Origin of the sequence: Polaribacter aestuariivivens (genome assembly GCF_005885675.1) — a bacterium.
GTDB classification, from domain to species: domain Bacteria; phylum Bacteroidota; class Bacteroidia; order Flavobacteriales; family Flavobacteriaceae; genus Polaribacter; species Polaribacter aestuariivivens.
On record NZ_VANR01000003.1, the window covers coordinates 179118 to 197922 of the forward strand.

The 18805-nt window shown below is 28.5% G+C and carries 19 protein-coding genes; 14 read left to right on the top strand and 5 right to left on the bottom strand.

Features of this window, described 5'->3' with window-relative positions; translation table 11 throughout:
* The first annotated feature begins 15 nt into the window (after window positions 1-15).
* Window positions 16-1872 (top strand): glutamine--fructose-6-phosphate transaminase (isomerizing), encoded by a 1857-nt coding sequence (gene glmS, locus FDT66_RS06865; RefSeq protein WP_138535429.1) that lies wholly within the window; start codon window positions 16-18, stop codon window positions 1870-1872.
* Between the two features lie 51 nt (window positions 1873-1923).
* Here glmS and FDT66_RS06870 read toward each other — a convergent pair whose 3' ends face one another.
* Together FDT66_RS06870 and FDT66_RS06875 are read right to left on the bottom strand one after the other, a co-directional pair.
* The gene (locus FDT66_RS06870; protein ID WP_138535430.1) at window positions 1924-2532 is read right to left on the bottom strand and encodes an NAD(P)/FAD-dependent oxidoreductase; all 609 of its coding nucleotides are present in this window, start codon (window positions 2530-2532) and stop codon (window positions 1924-1926) included.
* A 1-nt stretch (window position 2533) separates the two neighbouring features.
* Window positions 2534-3115, bottom strand: a complete 582-nt coding sequence (locus tag FDT66_RS06875) for a MarC family protein (RefSeq protein WP_138535431.1) — start codon at window positions 3113-3115, stop codon at window positions 2534-2536.
* A gap of 85 nt (window positions 3116-3200) precedes the next feature.
* On the opposite strand from FDT66_RS06875, the gene FDT66_RS06880 reads away from it, so the two are divergent.
* Both FDT66_RS06880 and FDT66_RS06885 read left to right on the top strand, forming a co-directional pair.
* The gene (locus FDT66_RS06880; protein WP_138535432.1) at window positions 3201-3770 is read left to right on the top strand and encodes a DUF3109 family protein; all 570 of its coding nucleotides are present in this window, start codon (window positions 3201-3203) and stop codon (window positions 3768-3770) included.
* Between the two features lie 88 nt (window positions 3771-3858).
* Entirely contained in the window at window positions 3859-6537 is a 2679-nt protein-coding gene (locus tag FDT66_RS06885) for a CHAT domain-containing protein (RefSeq protein ID WP_138535433.1), read from the top strand.
* Here the strand turns inward: FDT66_RS06885 and FDT66_RS06890 are convergent.
* Both FDT66_RS06890 and FDT66_RS06895 read right to left on the bottom strand, forming a co-directional pair.
* Window positions 6514-7116 carry a tetratricopeptide repeat protein gene (locus tag FDT66_RS06890; RefSeq protein ID WP_138535434.1) on the bottom strand — a complete coding sequence of 201 codons (603 nt, stop codon included), beginning with the start codon at window positions 7114-7116 and terminating at the stop codon, window positions 6514-6516. The genes FDT66_RS06885 and FDT66_RS06890 overlap by 24 nt on opposite strands.
* A complete protein-coding gene (locus FDT66_RS06895; RefSeq protein ID WP_138535435.1) occupies window positions 7113-7655 on the bottom strand; it encodes an RNA polymerase sigma factor in 543 nt (180 codons plus the stop codon). Before FDT66_RS06895 ends, FDT66_RS06890 begins: the two co-directional genes overlap by 4 nt.
* 118 nt (window positions 7656-7773) lie before the next feature.
* Here FDT66_RS06895 and FDT66_RS06900 point away from each other — a divergent pair, with 118 nt between their 5' ends.
* Window positions 7774-8511 carry a hypothetical protein gene (locus tag FDT66_RS06900; protein ID WP_138535436.1) on the top strand — a complete coding sequence of 246 codons (738 nt, stop codon included), beginning with the start codon at window positions 7774-7776 and terminating at the stop codon, window positions 8509-8511.
* Between the two features lie 10 nt (window positions 8512-8521).
* Complete coding sequence (locus tag FDT66_RS06905) at window positions 8522-9982, top strand: FG-GAP repeat domain-containing protein (RefSeq protein ID WP_138535437.1); 1461 nt, start codon at window positions 8522-8524, stop codon at window positions 9980-9982.
* Window positions 9983-10066: 84 nt separating this feature from the next.
* On the opposite strand, the gene FDT66_RS06910 is transcribed toward FDT66_RS06905, so the two are convergent.
* Window positions 10067-10540, bottom strand: a complete 474-nt coding sequence (locus FDT66_RS06910; protein WP_138535438.1) for a hypothetical protein — start codon at window positions 10538-10540, stop codon at window positions 10067-10069.
* A 119-nt stretch (window positions 10541-10659) separates the two neighbouring features.
* On the opposite strand from FDT66_RS06910, the gene FDT66_RS06915 reads away from it, so the two are divergent.
* From FDT66_RS06915 to FDT66_RS06955, 9 genes are all read left to right on the top strand, one after another.
* Complete coding sequence (locus tag FDT66_RS06915) at window positions 10660-11400, top strand: energy transducer TonB (RefSeq protein WP_138535439.1); 741 nt, start codon at window positions 10660-10662, stop codon at window positions 11398-11400.
* Between the two features lie 97 nt (window positions 11401-11497).
* Complete coding sequence (gene deoC / locus FDT66_RS06920; protein WP_138535440.1) at window positions 11498-12244, top strand: deoxyribose-phosphate aldolase; 747 nt, start codon at window positions 11498-11500, stop codon at window positions 12242-12244.
* A 2-nt stretch (window positions 12245-12246) separates the two neighbouring features.
* On the top strand, window positions 12247-12819 hold the full coding sequence (locus tag FDT66_RS06925; RefSeq protein WP_138535441.1) for an acyltransferase: 573 nt from the start codon (window positions 12247-12249) through the stop codon (window positions 12817-12819).
* A 1-nt stretch (window position 12820) separates the two neighbouring features.
* Window positions 12821-14899, top strand: coding sequence for a gliding motility protein RemB (locus FDT66_RS06930; protein WP_138535442.1), 2079 nt, complete (start codon window positions 12821-12823; stop codon window positions 14897-14899).
* Between the two features lie 216 nt (window positions 14900-15115).
* Window positions 15116-16018 carry a heme o synthase gene (gene cyoE, locus FDT66_RS06935; protein ID WP_138535443.1) on the top strand — a complete coding sequence of 301 codons (903 nt, stop codon included), beginning with the start codon at window positions 15116-15118 and terminating at the stop codon, window positions 16016-16018.
* A 54-nt stretch (window positions 16019-16072) separates the two neighbouring features.
* Window positions 16073-16660, top strand: coding sequence for a cytochrome c oxidase subunit 3 (locus FDT66_RS06940; RefSeq protein WP_171032335.1), 588 nt, complete (start codon window positions 16073-16075; stop codon window positions 16658-16660).
* A gap of 57 nt (window positions 16661-16717) precedes the next feature.
* Complete coding sequence (locus FDT66_RS06945; protein ID WP_138535444.1) at window positions 16718-17698, top strand: cytochrome c oxidase subunit 3; 981 nt, start codon at window positions 16718-16720, stop codon at window positions 17696-17698.
* 19 nt (window positions 17699-17717) lie between these two features.
* A complete protein-coding gene (locus FDT66_RS06950; protein ID WP_138535445.1) occupies window positions 17718-18059 on the top strand; it encodes a cytochrome C oxidase subunit IV family protein in 342 nt (113 codons plus the stop codon).
* A gap of 80 nt (window positions 18060-18139) precedes the next feature.
* Complete coding sequence (locus FDT66_RS06955; RefSeq protein WP_138535446.1) at window positions 18140-18793, top strand: hypothetical protein; 654 nt, start codon at window positions 18140-18142, stop codon at window positions 18791-18793.
* Window positions 18794-18805 lie beyond the last annotated feature (12 nt).

Sequence of the window (18805 nt, forward strand, 5' to 3'; positions counted from 1 at the left end):
AAAAAAATAATTGTTATGTGTGGAATCACTGGCTATATAGGTTATAGAGATGCCTATCCTATTGTTATTAACGGTTTAAAAAGATTAGAATATAGGGGTTATGATAGTGCAGGAATAATGATGTTTGATGGTGAAAAGATTCACTTATCTAAAACTAAAGGAAAAGTTTCTGATCTAGAAAGTATTACAACTAAGGAAGAAGAAAGAAAAAATGGAAAGATTGGAATTGGTCACACACGTTGGGCAACCCATGGTGTACCAAATGACGTAAATTCACACCCACACTCTTCACAAACTGGAAACTTAGTAATTGTTCACAATGGTATCATTGAAAATTATGATACATTAAAAAAGGAATTAATTACAAGAGGGTATACTTTTAAAAGTGATACAGATACAGAAGTACTTGTAAATTTAATAGAAGAAGTAAAAAAAACAGAGGGTTGTAAATTAGGAAAAGCAGTTCAATTAGCATTAAATAATGTAATTGGTGCATATGCCATTGCTGTTTTTGATAAAACAAAACCAAACGAAATTATTGTTGCACGTTTAGGAAGCCCAATTGCAATTGGAGTCGGAAAAGATAATTCTGAATTTTTTGTTGCTTCAGACGCATCACCTTTTATTGAATATACAAAAGATGCCATTTATTTAGAAGATGAAGAAATGGCAATTATAAAATTGAATAAAGGAATAAAAATTCATAAAATTAACGATGATTCTTTAGTAGATGCAAATATTCAAGAACTACAATTAAGTCTAGAGCAGATTGAAAAAGGTGGTTACGATCACTTTATGCTAAAAGAAATTCATGAGCAACCAAAAGCAATAGTTGATACATATCGTGGAAGAATGTTACCAGATGAAGGCATTATAAGAATGGCTGGTATTGATAATCACATGAATAAGTTTTTAAATGCAGAAAGAATTATAATTGTTGCTTGTGGTACTTCTTGGCATGCTGGTTTGGTTGGGGAATATCTAATAGAAGAATTTGCTAGAATTCCTGTAGAAGTTGAATATGCATCAGAGTTTAGATATAGAAATCCTATTGTAACCTCTAAAGATATTGTGATTGCAATTTCACAATCTGGTGAAACTGCGGATACTTTGGCAGCAATAAAACTGGCAAAATCTAAAGGGGCTTTTGTTTTTGGAGTTTGCAACGTTGTGGGGTCTTCTATTGCAAGAGAAACAGATGCAGGAGCATATACACATGCAGGACCAGAAATTGGAGTTGCTTCTACAAAAGCATTCACAACTCAAATAACAGTTTTATCTTTAATTGCTTTAAAATTAGCGTCTAAAAAAGGTGAACTTTCTAAATCAGACTTAAGAACTTATTTGCAAAAAATGCAATTGATTCCTACAAAAGTAGAAGCGCTTTTAAAAATAGATAATAAAGTAAAAGAAATTGCAGCGGTTTATAAAAATGCTAAAAACTGTTTATATTTAGGAAGAGGTTTTAATTTTCCAGTAGCTTTAGAAGGCGCTTTAAAATTAAAAGAAATCTCTTATATTCATGCAGAAGGTTATCCTGCAGCAGAAATGAAGCATGGACCAATTGCATTAATTGACGAGAACATGCCAATTTTTGTAATTGCTACAAATAAAGGACATTACGAAAAAGTAGTAAGTAACATTCAAGAAATAAAATCTAGAGCAGGTAAAATTATTGCAATTGTTACTGAAGGAGATACGCAAGTAAAAGAAATTGCAGATCATGTAATTGAAATACCAGAAACCGAAGAAGCTTTTACTCCTTTATTAACTACAATACCTCTTCAATTATTATCATATCATATTGCGGTTATGTTAGGTAAAAATGTAGATCAACCGAGAAATTTAGCAAAATCTGTTACTGTTGAGTAATTTTTTGCTTTCATAAGAAATAAAAAAATCCAGCTAAATTAGCTGGATTTTTTATGAAACCTTATCATGTACTTTTGTATGATTTCCATCATTCCAAAGTGTTAATATATCTGTAGCAACACTTGCTCCTGAACCTGCTGCAATTGAAAACTGACTGCGCCAACCAGCAATGGTTCCACAACAGTACAAACCATTTTTTATGAGATGATTCTTATTTTTAAGCTGAATTCTATCTTTTTCTGGATTCGATTTTTCATGTGGAATTAAAAAAGTATCTAAACCTTTTATTGTAAATGGTTTTGAGTAATTTAAAGCCAAAACAACAATTTTAGAAAAATAGGTTTTCTTATTCGTTGTAATTTGAAAGCCTTGATCAAGCTCTTCCAAAGCTAATACTTTCTCATTTTCTATTTGAGTAACATGAGGGTATAATGCAGCCAATTGCGCTTTTCCTTCAATTAAAATATCGCTTCCTAATTTGTTAGGTAGTAAACCCAAAACATTATTAAATAACGCATTTTGTAAATGAGAAGCTTTTTGATGCATTATTATGCCTATTTTTTTATTTGAAGCAAAAGATTTTTCTTTGGCAGAACCTAAAACTAAGGCACATTGCATTCCAGCAACTCCACCACCAATAATCAAAGTATCAAAACTCATTTTAAAATAACATTTTAATATTTGCTGCAAATAACTTAACAGCAATTGCCAGTAATACAACTCCAAATACTTTTCTAATGATTTGAATTCCTGTAGCACCAATTAAACGCTCTATTTTTGAAGAAGTTTTCAAAACTATATAAATAACAATTACGTTTAAAAACACTGCTACAATAATATTTTCTATAGAAAACTCTGCTCTTAAAGACAGTAAAGTTGTTAAACTTCCTGGGCCAGCAATTAAAGGAAAAGCTAAAGGAAAAACAGTAGCAGTTATTGTTCCAGAATCAGCATCATCTTTATATAATGTAATTCCTAATATCATTTCTAAAGCAATAAAAAATAAGATAAAAGAACCTGCAACTGCAAAAGAATTTACGTCAATACCAATTAAACCCAATAAACTTTGACCTAAAAACAAGAAAAAAACCATAATTACACCCGCAATTAATGATGCTTTCTCAGATTGAATATGCCCTACTTTTTTACGTAAATCTATAATAATAGGTATGTTTCCTACAATATCTATTACTGCGAACAACACCATAAAAGCTGTTAATATTTCTTTTATATTTAAATTCATATTTGAGTGAAATTTTTTGCAAAATTAGGCAACTAACTTTAGGTAGGTGTAAATTTAAAGAAAAAATTTATCCTATTTTTGCAAGATGTTTCAGTTAGGAAAAACAATCGTATCAGAAGATATTATCGAAAAAGATTTTGTCTGTAACTTATCTGCATGCAAAGGCGCTTGTTGTGTAGATGGTGAAGCAGGTGCTCCATTAGAAAAGGAAGAAACCAAAATTTTAGAAGATATATATCCAAAAGTAAAACCTTTTTTACGTGAAGAAGGTATTGCAGTTATAGAAAAAGAAGGTACTTGGGTTACAAGTGAATGGGGCGAATTGGAAACGCCTTTAATTAACGGAGCAGATTGTGCGTACGTAATTTTTGATGAAAAAAATACAGCACTTTGTGCAATAGAAGAAGCTTATAATCAAGGAGAAATTGATTGGAAAAAACCAATTTCTTGTCATTTATACCCTGTTAGAGTTAAAGATTATAGTGAATTTGCAGCTGTAAACTATCATAAATGGGAAATTTGTGATGATGCTTGTTCTTTGGGTAAAGAATTGCAAGTGCCCATTTATAAGTTTGTTAAACAAGCATTAATTAGAAAGTTTGGGCAAAATTGGTATACAGAATTAGAAAAAGTTGCTGAAAAGCACTTAGAATAATTTTTTTGAAACTAAAGTAATTATCCTCTTTAAGTCGTAAATAATAAATAAAATTTTTATTTTTAGAACGTATATTTAAAATACTCTTTTGATAAAAAAACAAATACTTTTCTTTCTTTTTTGCCCTTTTTACCTGTTTGGTTTTCAGATAAACATACATCAAAAACAATTAGATTCTTTAGAAAACCTTTATAATAAAGGCCTGTACAATGAAGTCTTAAACGCATTAAAAAGGATTAATTTTAATAATACAAAAGGTGTTGAAGATAGTTTGTTTTATGCCAAAGCCTTTTATTTAAAAGCCAATTCTTTATACGGAAAGGAAAAATATAAAGCATCTATTGTATCTTATAATTCAGTTATTAATTATTCACCAAATACAGATTCTGGAAATAATTTAAAAGGAATGGCTCTTTTTGATAGAGCCTTTTCAGAATATAATATTCAAGAATATATAACTTCTTACAACTCTGTTAAATCTGCAGAAAGTATTTTAAGTAAAGTTAAAAACCCCAATTATGATTACTTAATCTCAATTTACGCAGATATTAGTGGATCTGCTACAGATTATGGGTATTATAATGAAGCCAAATATTATTTACAAAAAGGGTTAGCTTTATACAAAACCCACAAAAACAAAATTAAAACAGATAAAAATCAAGCTTCAAAAGATATTTTGTTGTTGTATAAATCTGTGGTTTTGTATGCTACTCAAGGCAAAGAAAAGCTGCTAATTTACAACTTAACTCAATTAAAAAAACAAAGAAACCATCGTAAATTTAATGCCACAGAAAATTTAATGTATGCAGTTTCTTTAAATCTTGTGGGCGATTTTTATTTGAATTACAGAGAAAAATTAAATCTCAAAAATCCTTTATTTAAAGCAGAAAAATATTTGAATGAAGCCTTGTCTATTCTTGATAAAAAATCATATCCAGACAATGAAATTCAATTTAAATTCAATTTAGCCAAAAAATTTAGATACAGTAAAGAATTTAAAAAAGCGTTAAATATAAATCAAGAAATTATTGATTTAGCAACAAAAGAAGATGCAAGAATTCCGTTTTTTTTAGCACAAAGAGGTATCATTTTTTTAGAGCAAAAAGACTTTGAGAAAGCAGCAGCAGTTTTTCATAAAATGATTTCTGCGATTCATTCTAAGAAAGAAAATTTAAACATTGATTATTCGAATTTTAAACCCAGTTTAGAGTTAAATCATACAGGGTTATTTGTTGAAATTGCAGATATGATTTTAGAAGCTTTTCCTACCCGTAAGAAAGCACAAAGTTTAGCTTCTAAAATGTATAAAATGGGTTTAACTCAATTTAAAAATGTATATTATAAAGAAGAGTTTAGTGATAAGTTAAAAGAGTATTACAACTTGACTTTTAGAGGAATTATTAGATCAAAATTAAAAGATTCACAAACATTAGAGGCATCACAAATTATTTCTGAAATAGAAAGTATTGAGAATAAATTAGATTGGAAAAACTTTCTTCAAAATAGAACCTTGAGCAAATCTTTTTTACCAGATTCACTTTTTACTCAAGAGCAAAAAATTAGAGAACAATTAGTAGATGCTAGAATAAAAAATGATTCACTTTTAATTATTGAGTTGACTAAAAAAATATCTGAACATAGAAATTATTTAGAAAAGTTGTATCCTAAAATTTCAAATTCATTGTTCACTGAATTTTCTATTGCTGATTTTCAGTCAAAACTGAAAAAAAACGATGTGGTATTAAGATATAAGTTTTTTAAAGACGATTTGTATGTCTTTAAAATAACCCAATCAGAAATCTTAATTTCTCAAGTAGATTTTGATGAAAAACAGATGATAACAAAGTACATCAGCATTTTAAAAAGTGGTAAAGAAAATATAGAAATGGCTTCTAAGTTATTTAAAAAACTCATTCCTTTTCAAATAAAAACAACTCAAAACTTGTTTATTGTACCTGATCAAAACTTACATCATTTACCTTTTGAAACTTTAATTGATGCAAAACAAAACTATTTAATTCATAATTATAATATTTCTTATGCTTCGTATTTGGTTTTTATCAATCAAAGAAAAGTTGTCTCAGAAAATCATCAATTAAAAGCATTTTTACCCAACTATACATCAAACTTACAAGGCGCAAATGAAGAGGTAAAAAACATCGTAAAATTCTTTCCAAGTAAAATTTATAAGAATGAGTTGGCTTCAAAAAATAGTTTTATAAAAAATTCTAAAAATGCATCAATTTTACATTTGGCAATGCATGCTGAAATTGACCATAAAAAACCAGAACTTAGCCATTTTTTATTTTCTGATAATGAAGAAGATAAGCTATATTTAGAAGAATTATATGGGCTGAAATTAAACTCAGATTTAGCAGTATTAAGTGCTTGTAATACAGGTAGTGGTTCTATAAATAATAACTTAGCTTTGGTATCTATACAAAGAGCATTTAATTTTTCTGGAGTACCATCTACAGTTTCTAGTTTATGGGAAATTCCTGATGAGGCTACCAAAGAAATTATGATTTATTTTTATGAGAATTTATCAAAAAAAATGCCTAAAAACAAAGCTTTGAGATTGGCAAAACAGCGATATTTAAAAAGTAAAACAGATAGCAATGTAAAAACTCCTTATTATTGGGCAGGTTTAATTGTTTCCGGAGATATAAATCCAATTTCCATTTCAGACAATTATAATTTTTATTGGATAATTGCTTTTGTTTTAGCCTGTTTAGGTTTTGTTTTATTCCAGTTTTTTAAGAAGTGATAAAGTTTCTAATTTTTTAAAATTATTGACTTCTTTAGAAAGTGTTTTTAAGGTTTTTATAGCTTTTTCGGTTTTCTTTTCTTTTAAATAGGCTAGTGATAAATACCACAAATATTTATCTTTCCAAGTATTAGTATCCTTTAAGTTTTTTTCTAAAATAGCAATGGCTTTATTCGTGTTTTCTAACTCTAAGTTAGTTACTGCAATGTATAAATGAAGTGCAGTTTTGTTTTCTTTGGTGATAGATCCTTCTAATCCTTCAAGTGCCTCAGCGTATTTTTTGTTTTCATAATTTTTAAAAGCAATTTCTAGAGTAGATTTATTTTTGTAGGATCTAGAAATTGGAGCAATTACATTTGTATAAGGTTCAAAATAACTAGCAAATAATTCGTCAGCACTTTTTTCTGAGGGCAAAAACAATAAGCTAGAAAGTGAAACCAGAAAAAGAACAGAGGCAGCAATCAACCATTTTTTTGAAAAGAAAAAGTTATTTTTCTTTTCAATTTGCTGAAGCTTTATTTTGCCTTTCTCATACTCTTTATGAGCTGCAACTATTTTTATATCATCGTCTGTAATCATGTCATTTTATCTTTCAAACTCTTTAAACATCTCGATTTTTGACTTTTTACAACATCTTTATGATTATAACCTAAATGTGTTGTAATTTCTTCTAAATTAAATCCTCTAAAATAAAACAAGGTTAAAATTTGCTGGCATTTTTCACCCAATAAATCAAAACTCTTTTTTAGTAATTGTTGTTTATCACTCAATTCTTGTAAAAACAAAACTTCATATTCTTTTTCTGTTTTAAAATTGCTTTCTTTAAAAGAATCTACAATTTGTAATTTATTTTCTTTCTTAATTTTATTATAAATGACATACTTTCCAATACTAAAAAGATAGGTTTTTATTGTACTATCAAATTGAACTAATTTTCCTGTTTTAATATTTTGAATGAAAGCCAAAATAACATCTTGATAGATGTCTGTAATTTCTTCGTTATTAATGTTGAATTTTTTAGCATAATTAAAAAAGGGCTTTTTATAATCTAGATATATTTTTTCTAAGACTTCATCATTATCCCTTTTTAATTCTTCTAAAATTTGATTCTCTTTCATACTTAATATCAAAAAAGTAAAAACGTAAACATTTTTAGTAAAAATAAAAAAAAGCAATGGTTAATGTTTACTTTTTTAAAAACTAGCTATAAAAAGAGTAACTAAAAGATGTTTAAGTATGAAAAAATTAAAATTATTCTCTGTTTTTGTTTTGTTTTTATTGGTTGGAAACTCTATAAATGCACAGATTTGGAAAAAAATTAAAGACAAAGCCATTCAAAAAGTAGAAAATAAAATCGATGTTGAGGTTGACAAAACTCTCGACAAAACTTTTGAAGGGAAACAAAATTTAAAATCAAGTAAATACTTTTTTAACAGTCAAGTTACTATTTCAATAGAAACTGAAAGTAATGATAAAGCAAGTTTTAATCTATTGTTTGGACCGAATAAAGAGATTGTTTGTATGCAAATGAGTAGTGGTGAGAATGATAATATTTTTAATGTGATTACACCAAAAAAGATAGAAACATTTATCAATGCATCTGGAATGAAAATTAGAAAAGCTACTAGTGCAGAAGAATTTTCTGGCTACAATAATTTAGACAAAATACCATCAAAAGAAGATTTAGTAAAAACAGGAAAAACCAAAAACATCTTGGGATATACTTGTAACGAATACGAATATAAAAATGATGGAGGAACAGTAAAAGCATGGGTTGTTGAAGGCAATTTCCCCATAAAAGCATCTTACGCTCCAGTTTTGGGTATGGTTACAAACGGCCCTATAAAGGGATTTGTTTTAGAACTAAACTACAGTGCTGCTAATGGAGAACAATCCAAAATATATGTAACTAAAATAGACCGCAATAAAATTTTAACAATTAACACTTCAGAATATAAATCTCTTGGATTTTAAAAAATAAACTATGAAAACAAAATTAATTTACTTATTCATTCTAATTTTTAATGTAAATACATACTCTCAATTAAGTTTTATTGAAAAAAACACCATATTTAAAGCAGTTTCAAACGGAGAAATAAAATTTGCAGATGTAGACAATGATAATGATTTAGATGTTTTAATAACAGGAAATCACGAAAACACAAATAACGCTACAACAACCTCTATTGCAGAATTATATTTAAATGACGGTTTAGGTAATTTTACGTTAGATGTTAACAATAATTTTCAAAAAATGTATGAAACCGCTGTAAGTTTCTTTGATTTTGATGGAGACAATGATTTAGATTTACTCATGTTAGGGCAACCAGATACAGGTCAGCCAGTATCTAGATTATACAGAAATAATGGATCTGGAAATTTCACCTTAGTAACCAACACACCAATAATTGGGGTAACTTCTGGTACAGTAATAACAGCAGATTTAGATGGAGATAATGATTTAGATATTTTTCTTAGTGGTTATAAAAATGTAAATGATGGTAGGCAATCTAAAGTATATTTTAATGATGGATCAGGTAATTTTGTAGAATCAACAAATAATCCGTTTATACCTGTTTCAGGAGCTTCTTCAGATGCTGCAGATATAGATAATGATAACGATTTAGATATTATTCTTTCTGGATATAATTTTTCAAATAATGCATACATCACGAAATTATACATCAATAATGGTCAAGGTTTTTTTAGTTTAGACTCTACAAATTCTTTTGATGGTTTTAATAATGGAGACATCCGTTTTGAAGATTTAGACAACGATGGCGATAAAGACATTGCCATTGTTGGTGGTACAAGTGCTTTTAACATACCCATACAATCTAAACTATATATAAATACAGGTAATGGTAGTTTTACAGAACAGAATGCCACTTACGATTCTTTAATTTTAAGTGATTTTGACTTTGAAGATGTAGATAATGACAATGATTTAGACTTGATAATTATAGGAATGAACAGTAATTCACAAACAATTTCTAATCTGTATTTAAATGATGGATCAGCAAATTTTACGTTACAAAGTTCTGTAAATCTTTTAACAGTTCATAAAGGAGATGTTGCTTTTGCAGATGTTAATAACGATAATAAAAAAGATATCTTATTGTCAGGCAAAAACATATCTAACAATGGTTCTTTAGATTTTATCAAATTGTACGTGAATCAATCTACATTATCTTTACCATATTACACACCTTCAAGAATTAGTGTTTTTCCAAATCCAGCAAGTTTAAATTTTACAATTTCTTCAGAAAATTTAACAATAGAAAACATAGAAATTTACAACCTTTTAGGAGAAAAGTTGCTTCATAAAAAAGTAAACAATACTTCTAAGATAGAGATAAATTCCTCAAATTTTTCAAAAGGAATTTATTTAGTAAAAATAAAATCGGTAAATAAAATTACTTCAAAAAAATTAATAATTAAATAAAAAAAAGAATAAATACTAATAAATATATTTTAGGAGTTTGTATTTATTGAGTAAACAGCATCAAAGTAATTTTTGATGCTGTTTTTATACGCCAATTTCATCAATATTAATTTTATTTAAACTCTTTTTTTGTGCTTTATGAAACTGCAGATTATCAAAAAAAAGAAGCAAAGAAAAAAGCAATAAAAGAACAGTAATAGATAAACGAAAGAAGTAAATACTCCTTTTTAATTCTAATTGATAATATCCATCAATAAAAAAGTAGATAATTACAGATAGAACAAGGGCTAAAGATATGGAGAAAATTAAATCGCAAATTCTAAAAACTTTATAAGTAGTAGATTTTATAGAAAGTGTTCTTTGAAGTTTATCTACATTAAATAAAAAACTTATTACAGCTAATAAATTAAGCAATATTGGTATTAGGAGGCTAACATCATTCTCTATAGCCAAGAGAGGATTTTCATATCTTAAAAACTCTCTAATTACAATATAAATACCTAAAAAAAGGAAACAAATTAATAGCAAACAAAAGAGTATCCTTTTTACTTTTTTCATTCTGTAAAAATAAATAAAATAAACAATTTAAAAGGTATTAAATAGAGCGTCAATAACTTACAGTTTTTTATGGCACGAACTTTGATTTAACAAAGTCTTAACATTAAAACTTTCTAATTATGAAAAACCTAAAAAAACTACCAACCAAACAATTAGAAAAGTTCTCTAACATTTTTACCCAGTTAGGACTTGTATTAGTGCTCTTTATCGTTTACATCACTTTAGAGCACCAAACAGAGCAAAAAGGAGTCGCCATTTATCAACCAAATGATAACAACTTTGTTTACATTCAACCAGATAAACAAGTATTGTTTCAAAAAGAGGTAAAGGAAATTCCAAAAACACAAGCTGTAAAAAAACAAACTTTTATTCCAGAAGAAGTGGTAAAAGGAAATGACGATATTAAAGAAACAATTATAGATGTTCCAAAAGAAGATCCTGTTTTAGTAAATATCGATGATATTGTCGTAGCAAAAATTCCTGATGAAGATCCATTTGTAAATGATGTACCTTTTGTGATGATAGAAGACGCGCCAATTTTTAAAGGCTGTGAAGGTTTATCTAAAGAAGAAAATAAACTTTGTTTCGATAAAAAAATGAAACAATTTGTACAACGTAATTTCGACGCTGATTTAGCGAGTGAATTAGGCTTAAGAGCAGGAAAATATAAAATTCAAACTCAATTTTTAATTGATGATAAAGGAAACGTTGTCGATATTAAAATTAGAGCACCACACAAACAATTGGAAAAAGAAACCAATGATTTGATTAAAAAATTACCAAAATTTACTCCAGGAAAACAACGAAACAAACCTGTAAGAGTAAGATACACACTACCCATAGCTTTTAGTGTAGAATAAAAAGATTATAACCCAACTGAAAAGTTGGGTTTTTTTATGCAACTTAAAAATAAAATCTCTTAACGTTCTTAATACAAGGTTTTAGTACATTTGTAAGATGAATATTAGTCGATTTTTAGATGCAACTTATTTAAAAACAGCTGAGCAAGCACAAATTTCTGATGAAGAAAATTTGCAAAATGTAATTGCATTGGTAGAAGAAGCCATTTTGTATGATTATAAATTAATTATGATTCGTGCAAGCTACATTTCTATTGCAAAAAGATTGTTAGCAGATGCAAAATCCTCTACATTAATTGGTACTGTAATTGGTTTTCACGAGGGAACATCTACTATTGAAGAAAAATTAAACGAAGCACAAAAAGCGATTGATTTGGGTGCAGACGAGTTAGATTTTGTAATAAATTACAAAGCTTTTAAAGATGGTAATATCAACCTAATTCAAAAGGAAGTGACAAATTACACAGAAATTTGTCTTAAAAATAAAAAGGTTGCAAAATTTATTATTGAAGTTGCAGCCTTAACAAATAAAGAAATAATTGTAATTTCACAATTGATAAAAAAAATCATTTTAGATAATTTCGGAGAAGAAAATGCAAAAAATGTATTTGTAAAATCGTCTACAGGATTTTTTAAAACCGAAAATAATTTACCAAATGGAGCAACGTTTGAAACCATGAGTTTAATTATAAAAAATGCGAAACCATTACAAATTAAAGCTGCAGGAGGTGTTAGAGATTATGAAACTGCAGTAAAAATGATAAATTTAGGTGTTGATAGAATTGGCACATCATCATCAAAAGCAATTGTAACTAAAGAAAAACAAACAAACCAAGATTATTAATTTTGAAAGAATATTTCGCACACGAAACTGCAGTAATAGATGCAGATTGTAATATAGGAAAAGATACCAAAATATGGCACTTTAGTCATATTATGTCTCATTGTATTATTGGAGAAAGCTGCAATATTGGTCAAAATGTAGTAGTTTCACCCAAAGTTGTCTTAGGCAAAAACGTAAAAGTACAAAACAACGTTTCAATTTATACTGGTGTAATTTGTGAAAACGATGTTTTTTTAGGGCCATCTATGGTTTTTACAAATGTAATAAACCCAAGAAGTGCAATAAAAAGGCAAGATCAATATTTAAAAACTCTTGTAAAAAAAGGAGCAAGTATTGGAGCAAATGCAACTATAGTTTGTGGAAATAATATTGGCGAGTTTGCTTTTATTGGAGCAGGAGCAGTAGTTACAAAAGAAGTACCACCTTTTGCTTTAGTTGTTGGAAACCCTTCTAAACAAATTGGTTGGGTAAGTGAATATGGACACAGATTAAACTTTGACGAAAAAGGTTTTGCTACTTGTAAAGAAAGCAAACAACAATATCAACTCAAAAACAATAGCGTAATAAAATTATAAGATGATTAGAAAGTACCTACTTTTAGTTCTATTATTTCCCTCAATATACTACTCACAAACAGAAAGATACCCAGTATTTGATGCTTGTAAAGGTGAAAACATTTCCGATATTAAAAATTGCTTTTTATCAACCACAAAAAAACATTTTTTTGCAGAATTTAAAACACCACCAATCGTAGAAAATGAAAACTATCAAGGTATTGCAAAAGTGTTGTTTGTAGTTACGAAAGAAGGTGATTTTAAAATAATTTATGTAAACTCACCATATGAAGAAATAAGAACTGAAGCAGAAAGAGCATTTAAAGTATTTCCAAGAATAATTCCTGCAAAATATAACAATAGAAATATTGAAATGCAATTTGAGCTACCAATTTCATTTCCAATTGATACAACAACTGAACTTATCACAAATACAACAAAAAACACCACAGATGTAAATAATCAAAAAGAAAATTTATTTGCAATTGTTGAAAAAAATAGAATAGCAGACTCTACCTTTTTAGAACATAACAGCCAATTAAACATTCCATTTACACATCAAAGATATGTAGACTATGAATTCGCGATGCACAAAGCAGATGGCACACACACAGCTTCAAAACCCTATACCTACAATGAAGTTAATAAATACTTTAATCTTACAGACTTTAAAAAGAAATTTTTAAAACCAGAAGTAAAATCTTGGGTTGGTAATAAAATCTGGAACGAACATTTACTACAAGTAAAAAAGAAAGATTTTTGGTTCACTTTAGATTTTTTAGTTGACGTTCAATTTGGTAAAGACAACTCTGATGTAGCTTACACATATAAAAACTCTCGCATTTTAACCGTAAACGGAGGTTTAGGTAATAAATTCTCATACTCAGCAACTGTGTATGAAAGTCAAGGTAGATTTGCAGACTATATAAACAGCTATATTTCAAATAGATCATTACTAACAAGACCCAAAAATTCAGAAGGTTTAGTTCCAGGAAGAGGAAAAGCAAAAGGTTTCAAAGAAGATAGTTTTGATTATCCAGTTGCAGAAGGTTATTTAGCCTTTCAGCCAAATAAATTTATGCAATTCCAATTTGGTAATGGAAAAAACTTTATAGGTGATGGTTACAGATCTTTTGTACTTTCAGATGTTTCTGCACCAACAACCTATTTAAAAATGAAAGTAGATTTTTGGAAATTACAATACACCAATATTTGGATGTGGAATACAGAACCATCAATTTCTGCAGCATCTAATCCAAACGAACACGCCAGAAAATACATTGCAGCACATTATTTAAGCTTAAATATTACCAAAAAATTAAACATTGGTTTTTTTGAAACAGCCATTTCTTCAGGAGAACAAGGTTTTGATGCAGGCTTTTTAAACCCGGTAATTTTTTACAGATCAGTAGAATTTAATAGAGGTGAAGATGCAGGAAACGCTATTATTGGATTAACAGGAAAATACAAATTAAATAAAAATATATCTTTATACTCTCAATTAGTTGTAGATGAGTTTTCAGTAGGAAACTTAAATAATTTGAGTGATTGGAGAAATAAATTCGCTTATCAAGTAGGAGCAAAGTATTTCAATGCCTTTAATGTTGATAATCTTTTTCTACAATTAGAATACAATTATGCGCGACCTTATACGTTCGCACATCAATCAGCCATTTTAAATTATGGAAATTATAGCCAACCTATGGCACACTTATGGGGCGCAAATTTTTATGAAGCAATAGCTATTGGTAGATATACCAAAGATAGGTGGTCTTTTAGCACAAAGCTAACACTAGGTAAAAAAGGTTTCGACTTTGAAGACGAAACAGTAAGTTATGGAGGTAATATTTATCAATCTTATAATGATAGGTTTTCAGATACAGGAAATGAAATAGGGCAAGGAAACACAGCAAATATATTCATAGCAGATATACAAACCAGTTATTTATTGAATCCATCTAACAACTTAAGTTTATTCGGAAGTTTCTTATACCGAAAATTTACTCCAGAAGTTGCAACCAATGCATATCCAGCTGGAAACACAGTTTGGTTTTCTGCAGGGATAAAAGCAGACTTGTTTAATTGGTATAAAGATTTTTAAAATATTTAACCTTTTAATTGTTTTTTGAATAAAAATATTACTTATATTTGAGGTGTGGTTCGTTTAGAATCACACTTTTTCTTTTTCATAGCAATTTTCCCACTCAATTTATTGAGTGGGTTTTTTTTATAACTTAATTTATGAACCAACAAAACCTGCTAAAAAATATGGTAAATTCATATTTATCAAATATCTTTGCAAGCTAATTGTGGTAAAATGAATACAACAGTTATTTCCGTTAAGAAAACATTTATGCAAACTATTTTTTCAGACTTTAAACAACTTACAAAAGTCGGTTTGTCCTTCAGTGTTGTATTTTCTTCTGTTGCTGGTTATTTATTAGCAGCAGAAACTGTAAATTATGTAACACTTTTTCTCTTAGCTTTGGGTGGTTTTTTTATGGTTGGTGCTTCTAACGCATTTAATCAAATTATAGAAAAAGACACAGATGCTATTATGAAAAGAACACAAAACAGACCCTTACCAACAGGAAGAATGTCTGTAAATACAGCACTTTTTATAGCAATTACATTTACCATTTTAGGAATCGCAATTTTATACAGCATCAATCCAAAATCGGCACTATTTGGTGCCATATCAATATTTTTATACACAAGTGTATATACACCCTTAAAAGCTGTAACACCTTTAGCAGTTTTTGTAGGTGCCATTCCAGGAGCAATTCCTTTTATGTTAGGTTGGGTTGCAGCTACAAATAATTTTGGTATCGAAGCTGGATTTTTATTTATGATTCAGTTTTTTTGGCAATTTCCTCACTTTTGGGCTATTGGTTGGTTACAATACGAAGAATATAAAAAAGCAGGATTTTACATGCTGCCAATGAATAAAAAAGATAAAGGCGCCATAAAACAAATTATCTTTTATACAATAATCATGATTTTAGTTTCGGTAGCTCCTGTTTTAAGGGTTTCAGGATCATTTTATATTTACCCAATAACAGCAGTAATAGTTGCCTTATTTGGTGTCATGATGCTTTATTACGGAATAAAACTTTATAAAAGTGAACAAAATATCGATGCCAGAAAACTAATGTTGTCTAGTGTTTTATACATAACAGTAGTACAAATCATATATGTAGTAGATAAGTTTTTGCATTAAAAACATTAATGCTAAGTTTTATTCATTTTACAATTAAAAGTTAAACAAAAAATAATGATTAAAGAACAAACTTTAGAGCAAGAATTAAATGTAGCCAAAAAAAAATCAGCAAAACCTATGTTATGGGTTTCTATGATTAGTATGGTAATGTTTTTTGCAGGCTTAACAAGTGCTTACGTAATTAGTATGCAAAGAGATGATTGGGTGTCTTTCGATTTACCAAATGCATTTCATATAAGTACTTTTTTAATTGTGGCAAGTAGTATTACTTTATTTTTATCACAAAAATTTTTAAAACAAGATAAAAGACAATTATCATTAATTTTAGTAGTTGCAACTTTAATTTTGGGTATTGGTTTTATTTGGCAACAATATGTTGGTTTTAATCAATTAAAAAGTATAGGTTTATTTTTTACTGGACCAGAAAGTACGGTTTCAACATCATTTATCATCGGTATTACATTTATGCATGTTTTGCACTTGTTAGCAGGTATAATTGTACTATTTGTTGTAATTTATAATCATTTTAAATACAAATACACACCAAATAATATGCTAGGGTTTGAACTTGGCGCTATTTTCTGGCATTTTGTAGATATTTTGTGGATTTATCTATTTTTCTTTTTCTATTTTATCAAGTGATGAAAAATGATTAATTTTGCATAACTATTTTTAATATTCAATTAATAGAAAACATTTATGGAAGCAAATATTGCTGTACCAACTAACAAAAAAGACACCTGGAATGGAGGTAGCGTAAAACCATTTGGAGCTAGCTATGGTAAAATGATGATGTGGTTTTTCATCGTTTCAGATGCATTAACATTTTCAGGCTTTTTAGCAGCTTATGGTTTAACTCGTTTCAAGTTTATAGATTCTTGGCCAATTGCAGACGAAGTTTTTACACACGTACCTTTTGTACATGGTGATTATCCAATGATTTACGTTGCAATTATGACGTTTATCTTAATATTTTCATCTGTAACAATGGTATTAGCAGTTGACGCTGGTCACCAAATGAAAAAAAATAAAGTAGCTTGGTATATGTTTGCTACAATTATTGGAGGTATTATTTTCGTAGGTTCACAAGCTTGGGAATGGGGTACTTTTATTAAAGGTACTTACGGAGCTGTAAAAACTACAGATGGTAAAGTGTTACAATTTGTAAAAGATGGTAAACAAATTGCTTTAGCAGATTTTGTTACTGGAGAAAGAACAGATGTAAGAGAACAACATACAAGAAAAAATGGATTGTGGTTTCAAAGCGAAGGTACAATATCTACTTACTCAGTTGATCAAGTTGTTAATGCTTACAAAGCAAATCCAGCAATACAAGTAAGAACAGAGTTGATAGATTTAGACAAGAAACAAAAAACAATTCTTTCAAGAGAAGAGGGTGCAGCACAATTAGCAAAAACTAAAATGGTAATAGAAGGTGCAAACTTAAAAGTTAATGAGTATGGAAATACTATTTTCGCTGATTTCTTCTTTTTTATCACAGGTTTTCACGGTTTTCACGTACTTTCCGGAATCATAATTAACATCATCATTTTCTTTAATGTTATCTTAGGAACTTATGAAAGAAGAGGACATTACGAAATGGTAGAAAAAGTTGGTTTATATTGGCACTTTGTAGATTTAGTTTGGGTATTTGTATTTACCTTCTTCTACTTAGTATAATTAAAAATAATAGATAGAAATGGCAGCACACGCACACGAATCAAATACAAAAAGAATATGGATAGTTTTTGGTATTCTTTCTGTTATTACTTTAGTAGAAGTTTACTTAGGTATCATTAAACCAGAAGCATTACACTTACATGGTCCAGGAACAAGTTGGTTAAATTGGATTTTTATAATTTTAACTTTAGCAAAAGCTTACGGAATTGCATGGGTTTTCATGCATTTAGAGGGAGAAAAAAAATGGTTTAGACGCTCCATTGTTTGGACGGCAGTTTTTTTAATTATTTACTTAGTAACCTTACTTTTAATAGAAGGTGATTATTTATACGACACATTAGCACCACTTGTAAAATGGTAATAAATTAAAAAAAAAGGTGGTTTTAACCACCTTTTTTTTTGCACAAAACAATGTAATATATACCCGTAAATCTTTAAAACATGAAATACATTACAAAAAAAAGAGTAGTACTATTTTTGTTATTTATATTTCCATTGTTTTTTTACCTCATATTATCTTCAGGTATAAACAACTTTGCAAAATTACCAATTATAACAAAAAATATTTCTGACGTTTCTTTAATAGATGAATCAAATTCTGCAAAATTTGCAGGAAATATTTCCATTGTTTGTTTTTTAGGAGAAGATATTGAAACCATAAAAGGTGCAATATTTAATTTAAATCAAAAAATTTATAAACCATTTTATGGGTTTAAAAATTTTCAGATAATTGCAATTTATCCAGAAGATAAAAAAGAAGAAGTAAAAGTTCTTAAAAGTGAAATAGGTGCTTTTACAGATATGGTAAAATGGAAATTTGTTTCAAGTTCAAAACCAGCAATAAATGCATTGTATGAGAGTTTTAAAACAACTGAAAACCTAAATAATTTACAAACCTCAAAAGCGTTTATTATCGATAAAGAAGTAAACCTAAGAGGACGAACAGATGATGAAGATTTTAAGGATGGTAAGCTTTTTGGTTACGATATGAGTTCTGTTGCTATTTTAAATAATAAAATGAAAGACGACGTAAAAGTACTCTTAGCAGAATATAGGTTGGCTTTAAAAAAGAATGATGCAGACAGAGAGATTTAAACTTATTACTTA